Annotated in this window: 27 protein-coding genes; all 27 read left to right on the top strand. The window is 35.8% G+C overall.

Going from position 1 to position 18379, the window contains the following annotated elements:
- The coding region (gene rpsS, locus A9Q93_RS12570) for a 30S ribosomal protein S19 (protein WP_303687752.1) at window positions 1-271 on the top strand (271 nt) is incomplete at its 5' end.
- Window positions 272-279: 8 nt separating this feature from the next.
- Window positions 280-690, top strand: coding sequence for a 50S ribosomal protein L22 (gene rplV, locus A9Q93_RS12565; protein ID WP_303687751.1), 411 nt, complete (start codon window positions 280-282; stop codon window positions 688-690).
- A 4-nt stretch (window positions 691-694) separates the two neighbouring features.
- The gene (gene rpsC, locus A9Q93_RS12560) at window positions 695-1417 is read left to right on the top strand and encodes a 30S ribosomal protein S3 (RefSeq protein ID WP_303687750.1); all 723 of its coding nucleotides are present in this window, start codon (window positions 695-697) and stop codon (window positions 1415-1417) included.
- 12 nt (window positions 1418-1429) lie between these two features.
- Window positions 1430-1849, top strand: a complete 420-nt coding sequence (rplP, locus tag A9Q93_RS12555) for a 50S ribosomal protein L16 (RefSeq protein ID WP_015361160.1) — start codon at window positions 1430-1432, stop codon at window positions 1847-1849.
- Window positions 1850-1858: 9 nt separating this feature from the next.
- A complete protein-coding gene (gene rpmC / locus A9Q93_RS12550) occupies window positions 1859-2041 on the top strand; it encodes a 50S ribosomal protein L29 (RefSeq protein ID WP_303687749.1) in 183 nt (60 codons plus the stop codon).
- Window positions 2042-2046: 5 nt separating this feature from the next.
- Window positions 2047-2304 (top strand): 30S ribosomal protein S17, encoded by a 258-nt coding sequence (rpsQ, locus tag A9Q93_RS12545; RefSeq protein WP_015361158.1) that lies wholly within the window; start codon window positions 2047-2049, stop codon window positions 2302-2304.
- The gene (gene rplN, locus A9Q93_RS12540) at window positions 2304-2672 is read left to right on the top strand and encodes a 50S ribosomal protein L14 (RefSeq protein WP_015361157.1); all 369 of its coding nucleotides are present in this window, start codon (window positions 2304-2306) and stop codon (window positions 2670-2672) included. The genes rpsQ and rplN overlap by 1 nt, the downstream gene beginning before the upstream one ends.
- A gap of 8 nt (window positions 2673-2680) precedes the next feature.
- Window positions 2681-2992, top strand: a complete 312-nt coding sequence (gene rplX / locus A9Q93_RS12535) for a 50S ribosomal protein L24 (protein ID WP_303687748.1) — start codon at window positions 2681-2683, stop codon at window positions 2990-2992.
- A 2-nt stretch (window positions 2993-2994) separates the two neighbouring features.
- Window positions 2995-3546, top strand: coding sequence for a 50S ribosomal protein L5 (gene rplE, locus A9Q93_RS12530; protein ID WP_303687747.1), 552 nt, complete (start codon window positions 2995-2997; stop codon window positions 3544-3546).
- Between the two features lie 4 nt (window positions 3547-3550).
- The gene (gene rpsN / locus A9Q93_RS12525; RefSeq protein ID WP_303687746.1) at window positions 3551-3820 is read left to right on the top strand and encodes a 30S ribosomal protein S14; all 270 of its coding nucleotides are present in this window, start codon (window positions 3551-3553) and stop codon (window positions 3818-3820) included.
- An 18-nt stretch (window positions 3821-3838) separates the two neighbouring features.
- Entirely contained in the window at window positions 3839-4237 is a 399-nt protein-coding gene (gene rpsH / locus A9Q93_RS12520) for a 30S ribosomal protein S8 (protein WP_303687745.1), read from the top strand.
- A gap of 9 nt (window positions 4238-4246) precedes the next feature.
- Window positions 4247-4789, top strand: a complete 543-nt coding sequence (gene rplF, locus A9Q93_RS12515; RefSeq protein WP_303687744.1) for a 50S ribosomal protein L6 — start codon at window positions 4247-4249, stop codon at window positions 4787-4789.
- Between the two features lie 12 nt (window positions 4790-4801).
- Window positions 4802-5149, top strand: coding sequence for a 50S ribosomal protein L18 (gene rplR / locus A9Q93_RS12510; RefSeq protein ID WP_303687743.1), 348 nt, complete (start codon window positions 4802-4804; stop codon window positions 5147-5149).
- An 18-nt stretch (window positions 5150-5167) separates the two neighbouring features.
- On the top strand, window positions 5168-5692 hold the full coding sequence (gene rpsE, locus A9Q93_RS12505; RefSeq protein ID WP_303687742.1) for a 30S ribosomal protein S5: 525 nt from the start codon (window positions 5168-5170) through the stop codon (window positions 5690-5692).
- 9 nt (window positions 5693-5701) lie between these two features.
- Window positions 5702-5881: a 50S ribosomal protein L30 gene (gene rpmD, locus A9Q93_RS12500; RefSeq protein ID WP_303687741.1), complete on the top strand. Its 180-nt coding sequence runs from the start codon at window positions 5702-5704 to the stop codon at window positions 5879-5881.
- An 11-nt stretch (window positions 5882-5892) separates the two neighbouring features.
- Complete coding sequence (rplO, locus tag A9Q93_RS12495; protein WP_303687740.1) at window positions 5893-6345, top strand: 50S ribosomal protein L15; 453 nt, start codon at window positions 5893-5895, stop codon at window positions 6343-6345.
- A 9-nt stretch (window positions 6346-6354) separates the two neighbouring features.
- Window positions 6355-7689, top strand: a complete 1335-nt coding sequence (secY, locus tag A9Q93_RS12490) for a preprotein translocase subunit SecY (RefSeq protein WP_303687739.1) — start codon at window positions 6355-6357, stop codon at window positions 7687-7689.
- Window positions 7689-7904: a translation initiation factor IF-1 gene (gene infA / locus A9Q93_RS12485; protein WP_015361146.1), complete on the top strand. Its 216-nt coding sequence runs from the start codon at window positions 7689-7691 to the stop codon at window positions 7902-7904. Before secY ends, infA begins: the two co-directional genes overlap by 1 nt.
- 1 nt (window position 7905) lies before the next feature.
- A complete protein-coding gene (gene ykgO, locus A9Q93_RS12480) occupies window positions 7906-8022 on the top strand; it encodes a type B 50S ribosomal protein L36 (protein ID WP_015361145.1) in 117 nt (38 codons plus the stop codon).
- Between the two features lie 3 nt (window positions 8023-8025).
- Window positions 8026-8400: a 30S ribosomal protein S13 gene (gene rpsM / locus A9Q93_RS12475; RefSeq protein WP_303687738.1), complete on the top strand. Its 375-nt coding sequence runs from the start codon at window positions 8026-8028 to the stop codon at window positions 8398-8400.
- Between the two features lie 8 nt (window positions 8401-8408).
- Complete coding sequence (gene rpsK, locus A9Q93_RS12470; RefSeq protein ID WP_303687737.1) at window positions 8409-8798, top strand: 30S ribosomal protein S11; 390 nt, start codon at window positions 8409-8411, stop codon at window positions 8796-8798.
- Between the two features lie 87 nt (window positions 8799-8885).
- Window positions 8886-9491: a 30S ribosomal protein S4 gene (gene rpsD / locus A9Q93_RS12465; protein WP_303687736.1), complete on the top strand. Its 606-nt coding sequence runs from the start codon at window positions 8886-8888 to the stop codon at window positions 9489-9491.
- A 23-nt stretch (window positions 9492-9514) separates the two neighbouring features.
- Window positions 9515-10507, top strand: a complete 993-nt coding sequence (locus tag A9Q93_RS12460; protein ID WP_303687735.1) for a DNA-directed RNA polymerase subunit alpha — start codon at window positions 9515-9517, stop codon at window positions 10505-10507.
- 30 nt (window positions 10508-10537) lie between these two features.
- Entirely contained in the window at window positions 10538-11011 is a 474-nt protein-coding gene (rplQ, locus tag A9Q93_RS12455; protein ID WP_303687734.1) for a 50S ribosomal protein L17, read from the top strand.
- An 83-nt stretch (window positions 11012-11094) separates the two neighbouring features.
- Complete coding sequence (gene carA / locus A9Q93_RS12450) at window positions 11095-12210, top strand: glutamine-hydrolyzing carbamoyl-phosphate synthase small subunit (RefSeq protein ID WP_303687733.1); 1116 nt, start codon at window positions 11095-11097, stop codon at window positions 12208-12210.
- Window positions 12207-13493, top strand: a complete 1287-nt coding sequence (gene eno / locus A9Q93_RS12445) for a phosphopyruvate hydratase (protein ID WP_303687732.1) — start codon at window positions 12207-12209, stop codon at window positions 13491-13493. The genes carA and eno overlap by 4 nt, the downstream gene beginning before the upstream one ends.
- A gap of 197 nt (window positions 13494-13690) precedes the next feature.
- The coding region (locus A9Q93_RS12440; protein WP_303687731.1) for a reprolysin-like metallopeptidase at window positions 13691-18379 on the top strand (4689 nt) is incomplete at its 3' end.

Here is an 18379-nt window from a genome sequence, read left to right as displayed (position 1 = left end):
TTCACTTAAAAAAGGACCTTACGTATTTCATAAACTTGAATCTAAGGTGGCTCAAAACATTGAGTCTGGTAAAAAGAATGTTATTAAAACTTGGTCAAGATCTTCAATGATCACTCCAGACTTCGTTGGTCAAACAATTGCTGTGCATAATGGTAGACAATTTGTCCCTGTTTATGTTACTGAGAATATGGTTGGTCATAAGCTTGGAGAATTTTCACCTACTAGATCTTACAGAGGTCATGGTGGTGCCAAGAATAAAGGTAAGAAATAATCTAGGCTATGGGAGTTCGTAAAAGACAAATGGCTGAGAGGCTTAAAGAGGAAAAAAGCAAGATCGCTTTTGCTAAGTTGAATAATTGTCCAACTTCACCTCGTAAAATGAGATTAGTTGCTGATATTATTAGAGGTAAGAAAGTTGAGGATGCGCTAAGTATTCTTAAATTCTCTTCTAAGGAAGCTGCTGGAAGACTAGAGAAATTGGTATTAAGTGCTATTGCAAACTGGCAAGCTAAGAATGAAGATTCTGATGTTGCTGATGCAGGCTTAATTATTAAAGAGATCAGAGTTGATGGTGGTGCAATGTTAAAAAGACTGCGTCCTGCTCCACAAGGTAGAGCGCACAGAATTAGAAAAAGATCAAACCATGTTACACTTGTTTTGGGTGAATCAAACACATTAAAGGATAACTAATATTATGGGACAGAAAACAAATCCGATAGGAAATAGATTAGGTATTATCCGTGGTTGGGAATCCAACTGGTATGGTGGTAATGATTATGGTGACAAATTAGCTGAGGACGATAAGATACGTAAGTATATTCATGCGCGTCTTGCTAAAGCTAGTGTTTCCAGAGTAATTATAGAAAGAACTTTAAAGTTGGTTACTATTACTATAACCACTGCTAGACCTGGTATTATAATTGGTAAAGGTGGTTCAGAAGTTGATCGTCTTAAGGAAGAATTGAAGAAGATTTCAGGTAAGGATGTTCAGATTAATATTCACGAGATTAAACGTCCGGAATTAGATGCTCATCTTGTTGGATCTAGTATTGCTCGCCAAATTGAGAATAGAATTTCTTATAGAAGAGCTATTAAAATGGCTATCGCGGCAGCAATGAGAATGAACGCTGAAGGTATTAAAGTTCAGATTTCAGGTAGATTAAATGGTGCTGAAATGGCTCGATCTGAATCATATAAAGATGGTCGTATTCCGTTATCTACTTTTAGAGCTGATATTGATTATGCTTTAGTTGAGTCTCATACAACTTATGGTCGTATTGGTGTAAAGGTTTGGATTATGAAAGGTGAGGTTTATGGTAAGCGTGAGTTATCTCCTTTAGTAGGTCTTTCAAAGAAGCAACAAGGTAATAAAGGTGGTTCTAATAATAGAGGTGGAAACCGTCGTCGTAGAAAATAATAAAAGCTAGAAATGTTACAACCTAGAAAAACAAAATTTAGAAAGCAGCAGAAGGGTCGCATGAAAGGTGATTCTGGTCGCGGTAATCAACTAGCATATGGTACTTTCGGTATCAAATCCTTAGATTCCAATTTTATTAATTCCAGACAGATTGAGGCAGCTCGTATTGCGGCAACTCGTTTTATGAAAAGGGAAGGTTCTCTTTGGATTAAAATATTTCCGGATAAACCTATTACTAAAAAGCCTCTTGAGGTTCGTATGGGTAAAGGTAAAGGTAATGTTGAGTATTGGGCAGCTGTTGTAAAGCCAGGTAGAATTCTCTTTGAAATATCTGGTGTTCCTCAAGCTGTTGCTCAGGAAGCGTTAAGGCTTGCTGCTCAAAAGCTACCAGTAAAAACAAAATTTATAGTCGCTCGCGACTATCAAGAATAATATTAAGTCATGAAACAATCGGAAGTTAAAGGATATTCAGTTGAAGAATTGAAAGATAAGCTTGTTGAGTCCCAAGTGGCTTATAGTGAATTAAAAAGATCTCATAGTATGTCACCTCTTGATAACCCTTCACAGATTACCAAGTTACGTAAGACAATTGCGAGAATTAAGACAGCTTTAAATAATAAATAGTTACTATGGAGACTAGAAATTTAAGAAAAGAGCGTGTAGGTGTAGTTAAAAGTAACAAAATGCATAAGAGCATAGTAGTTGCTGAAGTTAAAAGGCAAAAACATCCTATGTATGGAAAATTCGTTTTAAAGACGAAGAAGTACGTTGCTCATGATGAGAATAATGATTGCAATGAAGGTGATACCGTTCGTATAATGGAAACTCGACCTTTAAGTAAGTCTAAGAATTGGAGATTAGTTGAAATTTTAGAAAGAGCTAAGTAATGGTACAACAAGAATCTAGATTAAAAGTAGCTGATAATACCGGTGCTAAAGAAGTTTTATGCATTCGTGTTTTAGGAGGTACTAAGAGAAGATATGCATCTGTCGGTGATAAGATTGTTGTATCTGTTAAAGAATCAACGCCGAATGGTAACATTAAAAAAGGTGCTGTCTCTACTGCTGTTGTAGTTAGGACTAAAAAAGAAGTTCGTAGACCGGATGGTTCTTACATTCGTTTTGATGATAATGCTTGTGTATTATTAAATCCAACTTCGGATATGCGAGGAACAAGGGTTTTTGGACCTGTTGCTCGTGAATTGCGAGATAAGCAATTCATGAAGATTGTTTCACTTGCACCTGAGGTACTATAGATAAAATTATGAAAAAGTTTAAAATTAAAACAGGAGATACTGTTAGGGTTATAGCTGGTGCTCATAAAGGAGCTGAAGGAAAAGTATCCAAAGTACTTCTTTCAAAGGATAGAGCTATAGTGGAAGGAGTTAATATGGTTTCCAAGCATGAGAAGCCTAGTGCTACAAATCCTCAGGGAGGAATAAAAGAAAAAGAAGCTTCGTTACACATTTCTAATTTATCATTAATTGATGGTAATGGTAAATCTACTAGAGTAGGTTTTACATCAAAGGATGGTAAAAATGTAAGGATTGCCAAAACAACTAAAGAAGTTATATAATCATGTCATACGTACCTAGACTAAAGGGAGAATATAAAGAGAGAATTACTTCGGCTTTACAAAATGAATTCTCATATAAAAATGTAATGGAAATTCCTAAACTGCAAAAGATTGTTTTAAGCCGCGGTGTTGGTGGAGCTGTTGCAGACAAGAAGCTTATTGATTATGCTTTAGAGGAGTTTACAACTATTACAGGGCAGAAGGCTGTGGCTACTCTTTCTAAAAAGGATGTTGCATCTTTTAAGCTGCGTAAGGGAATGCCTATAGGGGTAAAAGTTACATTACGCGGTGATCGTATGTATGAGTTTTTAGATCGCTTTGTGACTGTTGCGTTACCAAGGGTACGTGATTTTCAAGGTATCAAAGCCAATGGTTTTGATGGTAGAGGGAACTATAACTTGGGTATAACTGAGCAAATTATTTTTCCTGAAATCAACATCGATAAGGTTAACAAGATATCAGGAATGGATATTACCTTTGTAACTTCAGCTGAAACAGATAAAGAGGCTAAATCTTTGCTTACTGAGTTAGGTTTACCTTTTAAAAAGAATTAAAGAGATGGCAAAAGAATCAATGAAAGCGCGTGAGCGCAAACGTCAAGCACTTGTAGATAAGTATGCTGCAAAACGAAAAGCATTAAAAGAGGCTGGTGATTATGAAGAGTTGCAGAAGTTGCCTAAAAATGCTTCTCCTGTTAGATTACATAATAGGTGTAAGTTAACCGGAAGACCAAAAGGTTATATGAGACAATTCGGTATTTCACGTGTTATGTTTAGACAAATGGCTAATCAAGGCCTTATTCCTGGTGTTAAAAAAGCTAGTTGGTAACAGCTTAAAGATAAAATTATGAATACAGATCCAATCGCAGATTATCTAACAAGAATTAGGAATGCTGTCAGAGCAAATCATAGAGTTGTTGATGTACCTGCATCAAAGGTTAAGAAGGAGATTACAAAGATTCTTTTTGATCAGGGGTATATCTTAAGTTATAAATTTGAAGAAACTTCATCTCAACAAAATATTAAAATAGCCCTTAAGTATGATCGTGATACTAAAGAGTCGATAATAAAAGACCTTCAGCGTTTGTCAAAGCCAGGTTTGAGAAAATATGCAGGTGCCAAAGAGTTGCCTCGTGTTTTGAATGGTCTTGGTATTGCAATTATTTCAACTTCTCATGGTGTTATGACTGATAAGCAAGCACGCTCAGAGAATGTTGGTGGTGAAGTTCTTTGTTACGTATATTAAAAAATTGATATGTCTAGAATAGGAAAAAATCCAGTATCTATTCCTTCGGGAGTTACGGTTAAAGTAGAGAATGATATCATTATCGTTGAAGGTAAACTCGGAAAGTTAGAGCAGCCTTTTAGTGATGTTGTTATTGATGTTGATTCTGATTCAGTTGTTGTCAATAGACCTTCAGATGCCAAGGATCATCGTGCTAAGCATGGTTTGTACCGCTCGTTGATCAGTAATATGATAGAAGGCGTGTCTAAAGGTTGGACGAAAGAGTTAGAATTGGTTGGTGTAGGTTATCGTGCCTCTAATCAAGGTCAGAAGTTAGATCTATCACTTGGCTTTTCTCACAATATTGTTTTAAATGTTGCACCTGAGGTTAAAGTAGAAACGGTTTCAGAGAAAGGTAAGAACCCAATTGTCAAGTTAACATCTTTTGATAAGCAATTAGTTGGACAAGTAGCAGCTAAAATTAGAGCTTTTCGTAAGCCAGAACCTTATAAAGGTAAAGGTGTTCGATTTGTAGGTGAAGTTATACGTAGAAAGGCTGGTAAGTCAGCTTAATTAAATTATATTATGGCATTTTCAAAATCAGCAAGAAGAAATAAAATTCGTAAACGCATTCGTAAATCGATTGTGGGTACTGCAGAGCGTCCTCGTTTATCTGTCTTTAGGAGTAATAAGGAAATATATGCTCAATTAATAAATGATGAAAATGGTGTTACGTTAGCATCTGCTTCCTCAAGAGAGCTTGATAGTTCAATGGCTAAATCGGAAGCTGCTGTTGAAGTTGGTAAGTTAGTCGCTAAGAAAGCGAAAGATGCAGGTATCGCAACAGTATCGTTTGATAGAGGTGGTTATTTGTATCACGGACGAGTTCTCTCTCTTGCGCAGGGTGCTAGAGAAGGTGGGCTTAATTTTTAATCAGAAACATACAAAGTAATGTATCAAAAATATAAAAACGTAGAAACTGTAAAACCTGGTGGTCTTGAACTCAAGGATCGACTTGTAGGTGTTCAACGTGTTACTAAAGTAACAAAAGGTGGACGAGCTTTTGGTTTTTCTGCTATAGTCGTAGTAGGAGATGAAAACGGTGTAGTAGGTCATGGTTTGGGTAAATCCAAGGAAGTATCTGAGGCAATAGCTAAAGCTGTTGAAGATGCTAAAAAGAATTTAGTTCGTATTCCTTTAATGAAAGGTACTATCCCTCATGAGCAGAAAGGTAAGTTTGGAGGGGCGCGTGTTCTTCTGATGCCAGCATCTGAAGGTACTGGAGTAATTGCAGGTGGTGCCATTAGAGCAGTTTTAGAGGCTGTGGGAGTTCATGATGTATTAAGTAAAAATCAGGGATCCTCCAATCCTCATAATGTTGTGAAGGCTACTTTTGATGCTTTGTTACAATTACGTAGCGCTGAAATGGTCGCAAAACAACGAGGTATTTCTTTGAATAAAGTTTTTAACGGATAATTTAAGGACATGGGAAAATTAAGAGTTAAGAAAGTTCGTAGTGCAATTAATCGTACTGCTAGACAAAAGAAAACTTTAGAGTCTTTAGGATTGCATAAGATGAATCAAGTCGTTGAGCATGACGATAATCTTGTAATAAAAGGTATGATTGCTAAAGTTCAACATTTAGTTTCTGTTGAGGAAGCTTAAAAAATAATATAATGAGTTTACACAAATTAAATCCTGCTGAAGGGTCTGTTAAAAAGTCTGCTAAGATTATTGGTAGAGGTCAAGGTTCTGGTAAAGGTGGAACTGCTACACGTGGTCACAAAGGTGCTAAGTCAAGATCTGGTTACTCTAAGAAAGTCGGTTTTGAAGGTGGACAAATGCCATTGCAACGTCGTGTTCCAAAATTTGGTTTTACAAATATTAATCGTAAGGAATATACTGGTATAAATCTTGACGTTATTCAAGCGTATTATGACGAGGGTAGATTTTCTGATACAATTAAATTATCAGACCTTATTGCTGAACGTTTAGCTTCTAAAAACGATTTGATTAAAATATTAGGTAGAGGAGAATTAAGTGCTTCGATCAACATTGAAGCTCACAAATTTACTGGTACGGCTGTTTCTTCTATCGAGAAGGCTGGTGGTCAAGCTACAACAGTTTAATTCCTTATTATGAAGTTAATTGATAATTTACGAAATATCTGGAAGATTGAGGAGTTACGTGATCGTATCATTATGACACTAAGTTTACTATTGGTCTATAGGTTTGGTGCTCAAATTACTCTTCCTGGTATCGATTCTACCCAATTAGTAGGTCTTGCCTCCAATTTCAAGGATGGAATAGGTGGTATTCTTAATGCCTTTACTGGTGGAGCTTTCGCGAAAGCGTCTGTTTTTGCCCTAGGTATTATGCCTTATATATCTGCTAGTATCGTTGTTCAATTAATGGGTATTGCAATTCCGTATCTACAGAAATTACAAAAGGAGGGCGAATCAGGTAGAAAGAAGATTAATCAAATAACGAGATGGTTGACCATAGGTATTTGTTTAATTCAGGCTCCTAGTTATATGTTATCATTAACATCGTTAGGTGTTCCTGAGTCTGCTTTTATGATGCAGGATCAGCAAACCTTGTTTCTAGTTTTAAGTACTATTATCTTAGTCACTGGTTGTGTTTTTGCGATGTGGCTAGGTGAAAAAATTACTGATAAAGGTATTGGTAATGGTATTTCTTTACTAATTATGGTAGGTATCATTGCTACTTTACCACAGGCTTTTATCCAAGAAATTACTTCAAGGGTTGATGGTGTTGGTGGATGGTTTTTAATTATAGTGGAAGTCGTTATTTGGTTATTAATCATAGCTGCTTGCGTTATGTTAGTCATGGGTGTGCGTAAAATTCCTGTGCAGTATGCAAGAAGATCTGCAACTGGTGGATATGAAAAAAATGCTTTCGGTTCTCGTCAATACATTCCGTTAAAACTAAATGCATCTGGTGTTATGCCTATAATATTTGCTCAAGCAATCATGTTTGTTCCTTCGGCGATTGGTCAGTTAGACTCTTCATGGGCTAAATCCATAGCCGGTGCTTACACAGATATCTTTGGGTTTTGGTACAATTTAACTTTTGCTCTGTTAATCATAATATTTACTTATTTTTACACCGCAATAACGGTTCCAACTAACAAAATGGCTGATGATTTGAAGCGAAATGGTGGTTTTATACCTGGTATACGTCCCGGTACTGAAACTAGTGAATATCTTGACAGAATTATGTCTCAGATCACCTTGCCTGGTTCTTTGTTTCTTGCTGCTGTAGCTATTTTTCCAGCCATTATATCTTTAATAGGAGTTCAGCAGTCCTGGGCTTTGTTTTATGGTGGTACCTCTTTATTAATTATGGTCGGTGTAGCTATAGATACTATGCAGCAAATCAATTCATATTTATTAAACCGCCATTATGATGGTTTGATAAAAACAGGAAAAAATAGAAAAGCAGTAGCATAATGGCAAAACAATCGGCAATTGAGCAAGACGGATCTATTATTGAGGCTCTTTCTAACGCTATGTTTAGAGTAGAGCTTGAAAATGGTCACGTGGTGACTGCGCATATTTCAGGTAAGATGCGTATGCACTATATTAAATTATTACCTGGTGATAAAGTAAAATTAGAAATGAGTCCTTACGATTTAACCAAAGCAAGGATCACTTATAGATACTGATATGAAAGTAAGAGCATCAATTAAAAAAAGAAGTGCTGATTGCAAAATTGTACGTCGCAAGGGACGTTTGTATGTGATCAACAAAAAGAATCCTAAATTTAAACAAAGACAAGGGTAAGCTATGGCTAGAATTGCAGGGGTTGATATCCCAAAAAACAAACGTGGAGAGATAGCATTAACGTACATTTACGGTATCGGTAGAAACCGTGCCAAGGATGTTTTGATTTCTTGTGATGTTAGTGTTGATAAGAAAGTTAATGAGTGGGATGACGATGAAATTGGTAAGATTCGTGCTGCTGTAGGAGAGTTCACTATTGAAGGTGAGCTTAGATCTGAAACTCAGTTGAACATTAAACGTCTAATGGACATTGGATGTTATAGAGGTATTCGTCATAGATCAGGTTTACCGTTGAGAGGTCAACGTACTAAAAACAACTCTAGAACTCGTAAAGGAAAGCGTAAGACTGTTGCTAATAAAAAGAAAGCAACTAAATAAAAATTCATATGGCAAAGTCTAAAACTGTAGCTAAAAAGCGTAAAGTAATTGTTGATAGTATAGGAGAAGCGCATATATCTTCTTCTTTCAATAATATCTTAATTTCATTAACGAATAAGAAAGGTGAAGTAATTTCATGGTCTTCGGCCGGTAAAATGGGTTTCCGTGGATCTAAGAAGAATACTCCTTATGCAGCTCAATTGGCAGCAGAAGATTGTTCAAAAGTTGCTCATGAAGCTGGATTGCGTAAGGTAAAAGCTTATGTTAAAGGTCCTGGAAACGGTCGCGAGAGTGCTATTCGTTCTATTCATAATTCAGGTATTGAAGTTACTGAGATAGTTGATGTGACTCCATTACCACATAATGGTTGTCGTCCACCAAAAAGGAGAAGAGTTTAATAGTTATAATAATATCTAGTGATTATATGGCTACTGAAGGATATTGACCTGAATTCATAGTACATCACTTACTAAAATTTAAAACAAATGGCAAGATATAGAGGTCCTAAGGCAAAGATTGCTCGTAGATTTAGAGAACCAATTTTTGGCCCTAGTAAAGCTTTGGAGAAGAAGAATTATCCTCCAGGGATGCATGGTAACGCAAGACGCCGTGGTAAAGAATCTGAATATGCAGTTCAGTTAAAGGAAAAGCAGAAAGCTAAGTACACTTACGGTGTATTAGAGAAGCAGTTCCGACTAATGTTCGAAAAAGCAGTACGTAGTACAGGTATTACCGGTGAGGTATTACTTCAATTATGTGAGTCTCGATTAGATAATGTTGTTTATCGAATGGGAGTAGCTCGTACAAGACGAGGTGCTAGACAGTTAGTCTCACATAGACACATTACTGTTAATGGGCAGCTTGTAAATATACCATCTTACCAGTTGCAACCTGGTGATGAGGTAGCTGTACGTGAAAAGTCTAAATCGCTATCAGCTATTGATGATGCTTTATCAAGTAATGATAAGGTATATGATTTCATCACTTTCAACAAAGCATCAATGAAAGGTACTTTTGTATCTGTTCCTGAACGTTTACAGATTCCTGAAAATATCAAAGAACAATTAATCGTTGAATTGTACTCTAAATAATAACCAACATATTTAATAATCTTATGGCAATATTAAATTTCCAAAAGCCGGATAAAGTAATCATGATTGATTCTACTGATTTTGAAGGTAAATTCGAATTCAGACCATTAGAACCAGGTTATGGACTTACAGTTGGTAATGCACTTAGAAGAGTATTATTATCTTCATTAGAAGGTTTCGCGATTACATCAATTCGTATCGAAGGTGTAGATCATGAGTTTTCAACCATTGAAGGTGTTGTTGAAGATGTTACTGAAATTATCCTAAATTTCAAACAAGTTCGATTTAGAAGACAAATTGACGAGGTGGATAGTGAGGTAGTAAATGTTTCATTTTCTGGAAAGGATCAATTTACGGCTGGTGACATGCAAAAGCATATTTCAGGATTTCAAGTTTTAAATCCTGAATTGGTGATATGTAATACTGAAAGTAATGTAAGCTTTAATTTAGAACTTACGATTGAGAAAGGTCGTGGTTATGTTCCAGCTGAAGAAAATAAGAATAACAATGCTGCAATAGGTACTATTGCTATTGATTCTATTTTCACACCAGTTAAGAATGTGAAATATAGCATTGAAAATTACCGTGTAGAGCAAAAAACTGATTTTGAAAAATTAGTTTTTGAAATTATTACCGACGGTAGTATTCATCCTAAACATGCCTTAACTGAAGCAGCTAAAACGCTTATTCACCACTTTATGTTATTCTCTGATGAGCGTATCACTCTTGAAGCTGATGAAATTGCTCAGACAGAAACTTATGATGAAGAGAGTCTTCATATGAGACAGTTGCTTAAGACTAAGCTTGTAGACATGGAATTATCTGTAAGAGCTTTAAACTGCTTAAAAGCTGCAGAGGTTGAAACATTAGGCGATCTTGTCTCATATAACAAGAACGACTTAATGAAATTTAGAAATTTCGGTAAGAAATCTTTAACAGAGTTAGAAGAGTTAGTCAATGTCAAAGGTTTGAACTTTGGTATGGATTTAGCAAAATATAAATTAGACCGTGACTAGTATTTAAGCTAGTTAAAGAATATATAGATCATGAAACACGGAAAGAAAGTAAATCATTTAAGTAGAAAAACAGCTCACCGTAAGGCAATGTTGTCAAATATGAGTTGTTCACTTATCGAGCATAAACGTATCAATACTACAGTTGCAAAAGCGAAAGCTCTTAAGCAATTTGTAGAGCCTTTGATAACTAAGTCAAAAGAAGACACTACGCACAATCGTCGTTTGGTTTTTTCTAAGCTTAGAAGTAAAGAAGCTGTAACTGAATTGTTCAGGGATGTAGCTGCAAAAGTAGCTGATAGACCTGGTGGATACACTAGAATTATTAAGTTAGGTAATCGTTTAGGAGATAACGCAGATATGGCTATGATTGAGCTTGTGGACTATAATGAAGTTTACAAGTTAGATGCCACTAATAAAAAATCTTCTACACGTCGTAGCAGAAGAAGTAAATCTTCATCTAAAACTTCACCTGTTGTAGAAAACAATACTAATGAAGAAGAGTAATTTTCTTTATAACTTGTAAAAAAAGGATCAATGATTTTTTCATTGATCCTTTTTTTTTAAATTATTTTTGATATTATTTTATTATGGAATACTTAGAAAAAAAAGACGCAATTATTTTATTGGAAGATGGAACTATTTTTCATGGTAAAGCTGTAGGAATTGGAGGAACTGCTACTGGTGAAATTTGCTTTAATACTGGTACAACGGGATATCAAGAAATCTTTTCTGATCCTAGTTATTTTGGTCAGATAATGGTTACTACTAATGCTCACATTGGTAACTATGGAGTAAGTGTGAATGATGAAGAATCTGATTCAATAAAAATTGCCGGATTGGTTTGTAAGAACTTTTCTGAAGTTTATTCTAGAGAATTGGCAGATTCGGATTTACTAACTTTATTAAAGAATCAAAACCTTGTTATTATATCAGATGTTGACACTCGCGCACTAGTTTCTTACATTAGAGATAATGGTTCTCAAAATGCTATTATTTCTTCAGATATATTAGATAAAGATTCTCTAAAATCCAAGTTGTCAGAAGTGCCTTCTATGAAGGGGCTAGAACTTGCCTCAAAAGTATCCTGTAAACAACCTTATTTCTTTGGAGATGAAAATGCACCTCTAAGGGTTTCTGCTTTAGATCTTGGAGTTAAAAAGAATATATTACGTAATCTTGCTAGTAGAGGAGTATATATAAAGGTGTTTCCCTATAACACTACCTTCAAAGACATGCAACAATTCAATCCTGATGGTTATTTCTTATCTAATGGTCCTGGAGATCCAGAACCTTTAATAGATGCTATTCAGACTACTAGAGAGATTCTCGATGCAGAAAAGCCACTGTTCGGTATATGTCTAGGTCATCAAGTTATTGCTTTGGCAAATGGTATTTCCACATTTAAAATGCATAACGGTCATAGAGGGATTAATCATCCTATAAAAAATGTTGCTACCGGAAAAGGTGAAATCACGTCGCAAAATCATGGTTTTGCTATAAACCGAGAGGAAACCGAAGCAAATGAAAATATAAAAATTACACATTACCACCTTAATGATAATACCGTGGCTGGTATAAAACATGTTTCAAAACCTTGTTTCTCTGTACAATATCATCCAGAAGCAGGTCCTGGGCCTAATGATGCCACTTATTTATTTGATCAATTTATAGAATTAATTAACCAAAACAAAGATTTAAAATGAGCACAATTATAGAAGTACACGCAAGACAAATATTTGATTCACGTGGGAATCCAACAGTAGAAGTAGACGTTTTCACATCTAATGGTGTAATGGGTAGAGCAGCTGTGCCTTCTGGTGCTTCAACTGGTGAACATGAAGCTGTAGAATTGCGAGATGGTGGTAAATCCTTTATGGGTAAAGGAGTAGGAAACGCGGTTAATAACGTTAATACTCTTATAGCAGAGGAATTGCTTGGCACATCCGTTTTTGAACAAGCCTATATTGATCAATTAATGATCGATTTAGACGGCACGCCTAATAAGGCTAAGTTAGGTGCAAATGCAATTTTAGGTGTTTCTCTTGCTTGTGCAAAAGCAGCAGCAAACGAGCTGGGACAACCATTTTACAAATACATAGGAGGAATAAGTGCATGCAAGTTACCAGTTCCTATGATGAATATTATAAATGGAGGTTCTCATAGTGATGCTCCTATAGCATTTCAGGAATTTATGGTAATGCCAGTAGAAGCAGAAAGTTTTTCTCATGCCCTACAAATGGGTACAGAAATTTTTCATCATTTGAAAAAAGTACTTCACGATCGAGGTCTTAGTACTGCCGTTGGAGATGAAGGAGGATTTGCACCTACACTTGATGGAACTGAAGATGCACTTGATACTATATTAAAAGCTATAGAAAACGCAGGTTATACGCCAGGAAAAGATGTGATGATTGCACTTGACTGTGCTGCTGCAGAGTTTTTTGTAGACGGTAAATATGACTATACAAAGTTTGAAGGTGATAAAGGTGTAATACGCTCTAGTAAAGAGCAAGCTGAATATTTAGCTTCATTAGCAAGTAAATACCCTATTATCTCCATTGAAGATGGAATGGATGAGAACGATTGGGACGGTTGGAAAATCCTTACAGAATTAGCAGGTGATAAAGTGCAGCTTGTAGGAGATGACCTTTTTGTAACTAATGTAGAGCGTTTAGAAAAGGGTATTAAGAATGGAATTGCAAATTCTATTCTTATTAAAGTTAACCAGATAGGAACTTTGAGCGAGACTATTGCAGCTGTTACTATGGCGCATAAGGCAGGCTATACATCAGTAATGTCACATAGAAGTGGAGAGACAGAAGATTATACCATTGCAGACCTTGCAGTAGCGTTATCTACAGGACAAATTAAAACAGGTTCCGCTTCTCGATCTGATAGAATGGCAAAATACAATCAGTTGCTTCGTATAGAAGAAGAATTAAACGACTCTGCATATTATCCTGGTAGAGACGCATTTCAATTGTAAGCAACTATTTAAAATATCGCTTTCGCGAAAGCGAGATACTAAGCCATCCATATAAGGGTGGCTTTTTTATTTGATAAATGTTAAGTGAAAATATCGATGAAGTGCATGTATTATAGTTAAAAATCGTTTTATTAAGGCAAAAAGTAATTATTTACGTTTACCTGTTGTTTATTTGTAATTCCAAAAACTAAGTACAAATGAATAAATTTTCCTTTTTCACCTTACTGGCGATATTGCCACTCTTCACTTTTGCGCAATCTATTTGGCAACCAGCAAATACGCTACAATTAGATAAGATAGAAGATCGTTTTAGACCTATTCAACCTAATCAATTTGATCTTTTCGAAATTGATCAAAATGCGCTATCAGATAAGTTAGTTAATGCGGTCGATAGATTTTCTGGTGGGGCGGCCATTAATGTTGATTTCCCTATAGAAAATAATACGTTTGAAACCTTCAGTGTATACACTTCTGGGACTGTATCACCTGAATTGCAAACACAATATCCTAAGATCACTTCTTTTGTAGGTCAGAGTCAACAAAACCCTTTAAATAAAATCTATTTTACGATTACACCTAAAGGTTTTCACGGACTGATAACTGGAGAGAAAATTCTTTATATGGATCCTTATTCAAAGGTTTCTCCAGAGTCTATAATGATTTATAACAGAAAAAACTTGAATAGAGCAGGTGATGATAATTTTGAATGTCATTATACCGACGTTGTTGACGAAAGTTTAATGGCTGAATTCGAATCAAACTTTACTACTAAAGCTTTTGGTGATAGGTTTTTTAGAACGTACCGGATAGCTATTGCAGGAACGGCTGAATATACTGCCTATCATGATGATGGAGATGTCTCTAATGGTGATGCTGTAGCTGATGCACTTGCCGCTATGGTGGTTACTCTTACCAGAGTTAATTCAGTTTATGAGCAAGAAATGTCTATGAGGTTTTCTTTAGTAGGAAATAATAGTAGTATTATTTACACTGATTCTCAAACCGATCCTTACAGTAATTACTCCGGATCTGCAATGTTAGGTGAAAATGAAACTAATTTAAATAATACCATTGGGTCTGGAAATTTTGATATAGGACATGTTTTCTCTACTGGAGGTGGAGGAATTGCCGGTACTAGTCCATGTGCAGGAGGTAAGGCGCGTGGAGTAACAGGTATTGTAACGCCGGAGTTTGACCCTTTTGATATAGATTATGTATGTCATGAAATAGGTCATCAATATGGTGCCAGTCACACTTTTTATAATGGATGTTTTGGAGGTAGTCCTTCTTCTAGACCATTTGAAACGGGAAGTGCTTCTACAATTATGGGATATGCTGGAATATGTGCTCCGAATGTACAAGACAATTCTGATGGTTACTTTCATTTGATAAGTTTGTTTGAAATGCAATCTAGTATTGATGGTGATACATGTGATACACAGGTTGCTCTTTCAAATTTAAATCCTTCAGCACCATCGCCTGTTAATCCTGGTAATAAAACAATTCCTAAATCTACTCCATTTAAATTAACATCCACCTCTAGTGTGGCTCCTGATTCAGGAGAGATTTATACGTATAATTGGGAGCAATTAGATACAGGTGCAGCAGCAGCTACAGGTGCACCGCAGCCTCCAGTCGCGAGTAATACTTCTGGTCCTATGTTTAGAAGTAAATTTGCTTCAACGAGTCCTACACGCTACTTTCCTAATTTAGAAGATTTGGTTCAAAATGTAGATCCAATTTGGGAAGAGTTGCCTAGTGAAGAAAGAGAAATGAGATTCTTTTGTACTATAAGAGATAACAACCTTAATGGAGGACAAACTAATTATGCAGGTACAACTTTAACAGTAGGTGCAGCAGGTCCTTTTGTTTTAAATTCTCCAGATGGTGGTGAAATATGGCATGAAGGTGAAAATAGAAACATAACATGGGCTGTAAATGGAACCAACTCTACAACTTACTCTACTGAAGTAAATATTTTATTGTCAATCGATGGTGGTTTTACTTACCCTTTTGTTCTAGCTTCAAATACAAATAATGATGGGACTCAAACTGTAACTATACCTAATGGTGTTAAAACTTCGACAGCTAGGATTATGGTAGAGGCTTCAAATAATTATTTTTTTGATATAACTAATAATAATTTTGAAATTAAAGAAGGTACTTTTGAACTAACTGCTGCCACAAACGATTTTTCGTCTTGTAGCCCTAATGATGGTACCTTTTCATTTAATTATAATGCTGCTCCTAATTTTAATGAAACTATAAATTTTACTGCCGTAGGATTACCTGCCGGTTTATCAGCTAGTTTCTCACCTAGCAATACATCTGTTGATGCAACCGTAAATGTTAGTATTACTGGTACTTCAAACGTAGAAGCTGGACAGTATAACTTCAGTGTACAAGCGCAATCAACTACTGCTACTATTTCTGAAGATTTTAGTTTTAAAATTTTTGAAAATAATGTAGGTGATGTTGTTCAAACCAGTCCTATTAATGGTGCTGGTAATCAAGTTGCAAACCCAATACTAGAATGGATCGATCTTGAAAGTGCATCGAGTTATTTAGTTGAAATTTCTGAATCAAGTGACTTTTCAACAATAGTAGAATTTGATACAGTTTCTTTTGAAAATAGCTATCAACCATCGTCACTAAGTCACAGTACTATATATTACTGGCGAGTAACGCCATCTAATGACTGTTCTACAGGTCAGAATGCTAGTATTTCGTCCTTTCAAACAGCTCAAGATGTTTGTAGAGTATATGATAATGAAACATATATTAACACAGCGCAACCAGCAAACAGGCAAAATCAATGGGATACTAGTGTTAATGCAGTAAGTGCAATAGTCAATGTGCCAGACGATATAGAAATTACTGAATTAAGTTTCTACATGAGGGCTAGTCATAATGACACAGGACATATAAAGATGCAATTAAGTGCACCTTCAGGTAGATTTTCTGAAGTGTACAATCGTGAATGTGCAGCTGGTCGCAATTTTGATTTAATTGTAAGTGATAGTGGTACTCAAAACTTTGGTTGTAATCCTGGTTACACTGGAGCTTTAACTGGTAATCAGCGTCCTGGACAGGCGTTTACTAGATTTAACGGATTGAGCGCCCAAGGAGAATGGGTGTTACTAGCTACTGATAGAACGGCTGGAACCGGTGGAACTTTCAATGAATTTTCTGTAACAGTTTGTGGTAGATTGCAATATGTAAATGATATCGATAATGATAGAAATTTAGGTCTGACTACTGCATTTAATGGTACTAATACAATTAATCAAACACTTCTGAGATCTGCACAAGCAGGTTTTACAAATGCTAATTTGACTTACGTCGTTACTAATGATGTAGACTATGGTCAAATTCAATTAAATGGAGTTGATCTTAATGTAGGAGATACATTTACTCAAGGAGATTTAAATAACGACCTTATTCAATATGTTCATAATTCTACAGAGTTAGTTAATTCTGATTCATTTGATTATACAGTTTTGGGAGGTTCTAATACATTACTAGAAGGAGAGACCTTTTCTATAACCATAAACGATCCTGTGCTTATTTATGATGGTGCCTCTTGGGAGCCATTTGCACCTAATGCAGACACTGGTTCAATTAATGCTCAAGTACTTTCTGGTGTTGCACCTATTAGTTTAAATGCGTCTATTAATAACATGGCAGTTAATGGTGGTGTGTTAGATATAGCCACTGGTATCTCACTAACAGTTAATGGTTCATTGACAGTTGATGGTGTCTTAGAAGGAAGAGCAGGTGATTTAATAATTAATAACTCTAGCTCTCAAGCTATCACTGGTGTGGGAACTCTGGAACTAGGAGTAGTAGAAATAAATAATCCTTCAGGTCTCAATTTTAATACAACCACAAATATTTACAAGGTATTGATGCCACAATCCTCGACATTATTTTTTAATAATAACGTCACATTTAAAAGTAATGCATCGGGAACTGGTCAACTTGATAACGCACAAAATGCTACTATTAATGGAAATGCTAAGGTAGAACAATATATTCCAGCTAAAAGAGCGTATAGATTTTTAGCATCATCAGTAAACTCAACTAATGCGATAAGAGCTAACTGGCAAGAAGGAGGTTCTAATGCTCCTGGCTTTGGAACTCACATAACTGGTGGCGGAGCAGCAAATGGATTTGATGTAAACAGTTCTGGTGCAAATTCACTATTTACATTTGATAATAATAATCAAGGCTGGACAGCGTTTGCAAACACAAATATTCAAACACTAGAAGTAGGTACTCCTATTAGAATGTTTGTACGAGGTGATCGTACCGTAGACCTTACTGATAATAACACCACTCCTACAAATACAACATTGAGATCTAGCGGTACACTTCATAGTGGTGATTTTTCTCAAAGTTTTACTACATCAAATCAGCAGTTTGCCATGATTGCAAACCCATATCAAGCGATTGTTGATTTTGAAGAAGTTCTAAGCGACGCCAGCACTACAGGTCTTAACTCATCATTTATGTATGTATGGGACCCTAATATCAATACCAGAGGTGCATATGTGACAGTAGATGTTACTGTAGGTAACGGTATGGCTTTACCTACAAGTAGTGATGCAAATAAGTTTTTACAGCCGGGACAATCAGTTTTTGTCCCTACCACGGGACCTTCAAACATTATGTTTAGAGAAAGTGACAAAACGGTTACGGAGTCCTTAACTCAAGTATTTAGTTCACTTAATCAAAACACGTTTATAAGTATTTCACTTAAGGATGCAACAAATACAAACTTGTTAGATCAGACTATACTACAATTTGACACAGCGTTTGATAATGCTGTTACTACTCAAGATGCTTATAAATTTACAAATATTGATGAGTCGCTTGCCTCAGTT

This window comes from Nonlabens dokdonensis (assembly GCF_002162835.1).
In the GTDB taxonomy this organism is placed as follows: domain Bacteria; phylum Bacteroidota; class Bacteroidia; order Flavobacteriales; family Flavobacteriaceae; genus Nonlabens; species Nonlabens dokdonensis_B.
The sequence above is the reverse complement of the archived record's forward strand: the minus strand, read 5'-3'. Positions and strand labels throughout refer to the sequence as shown.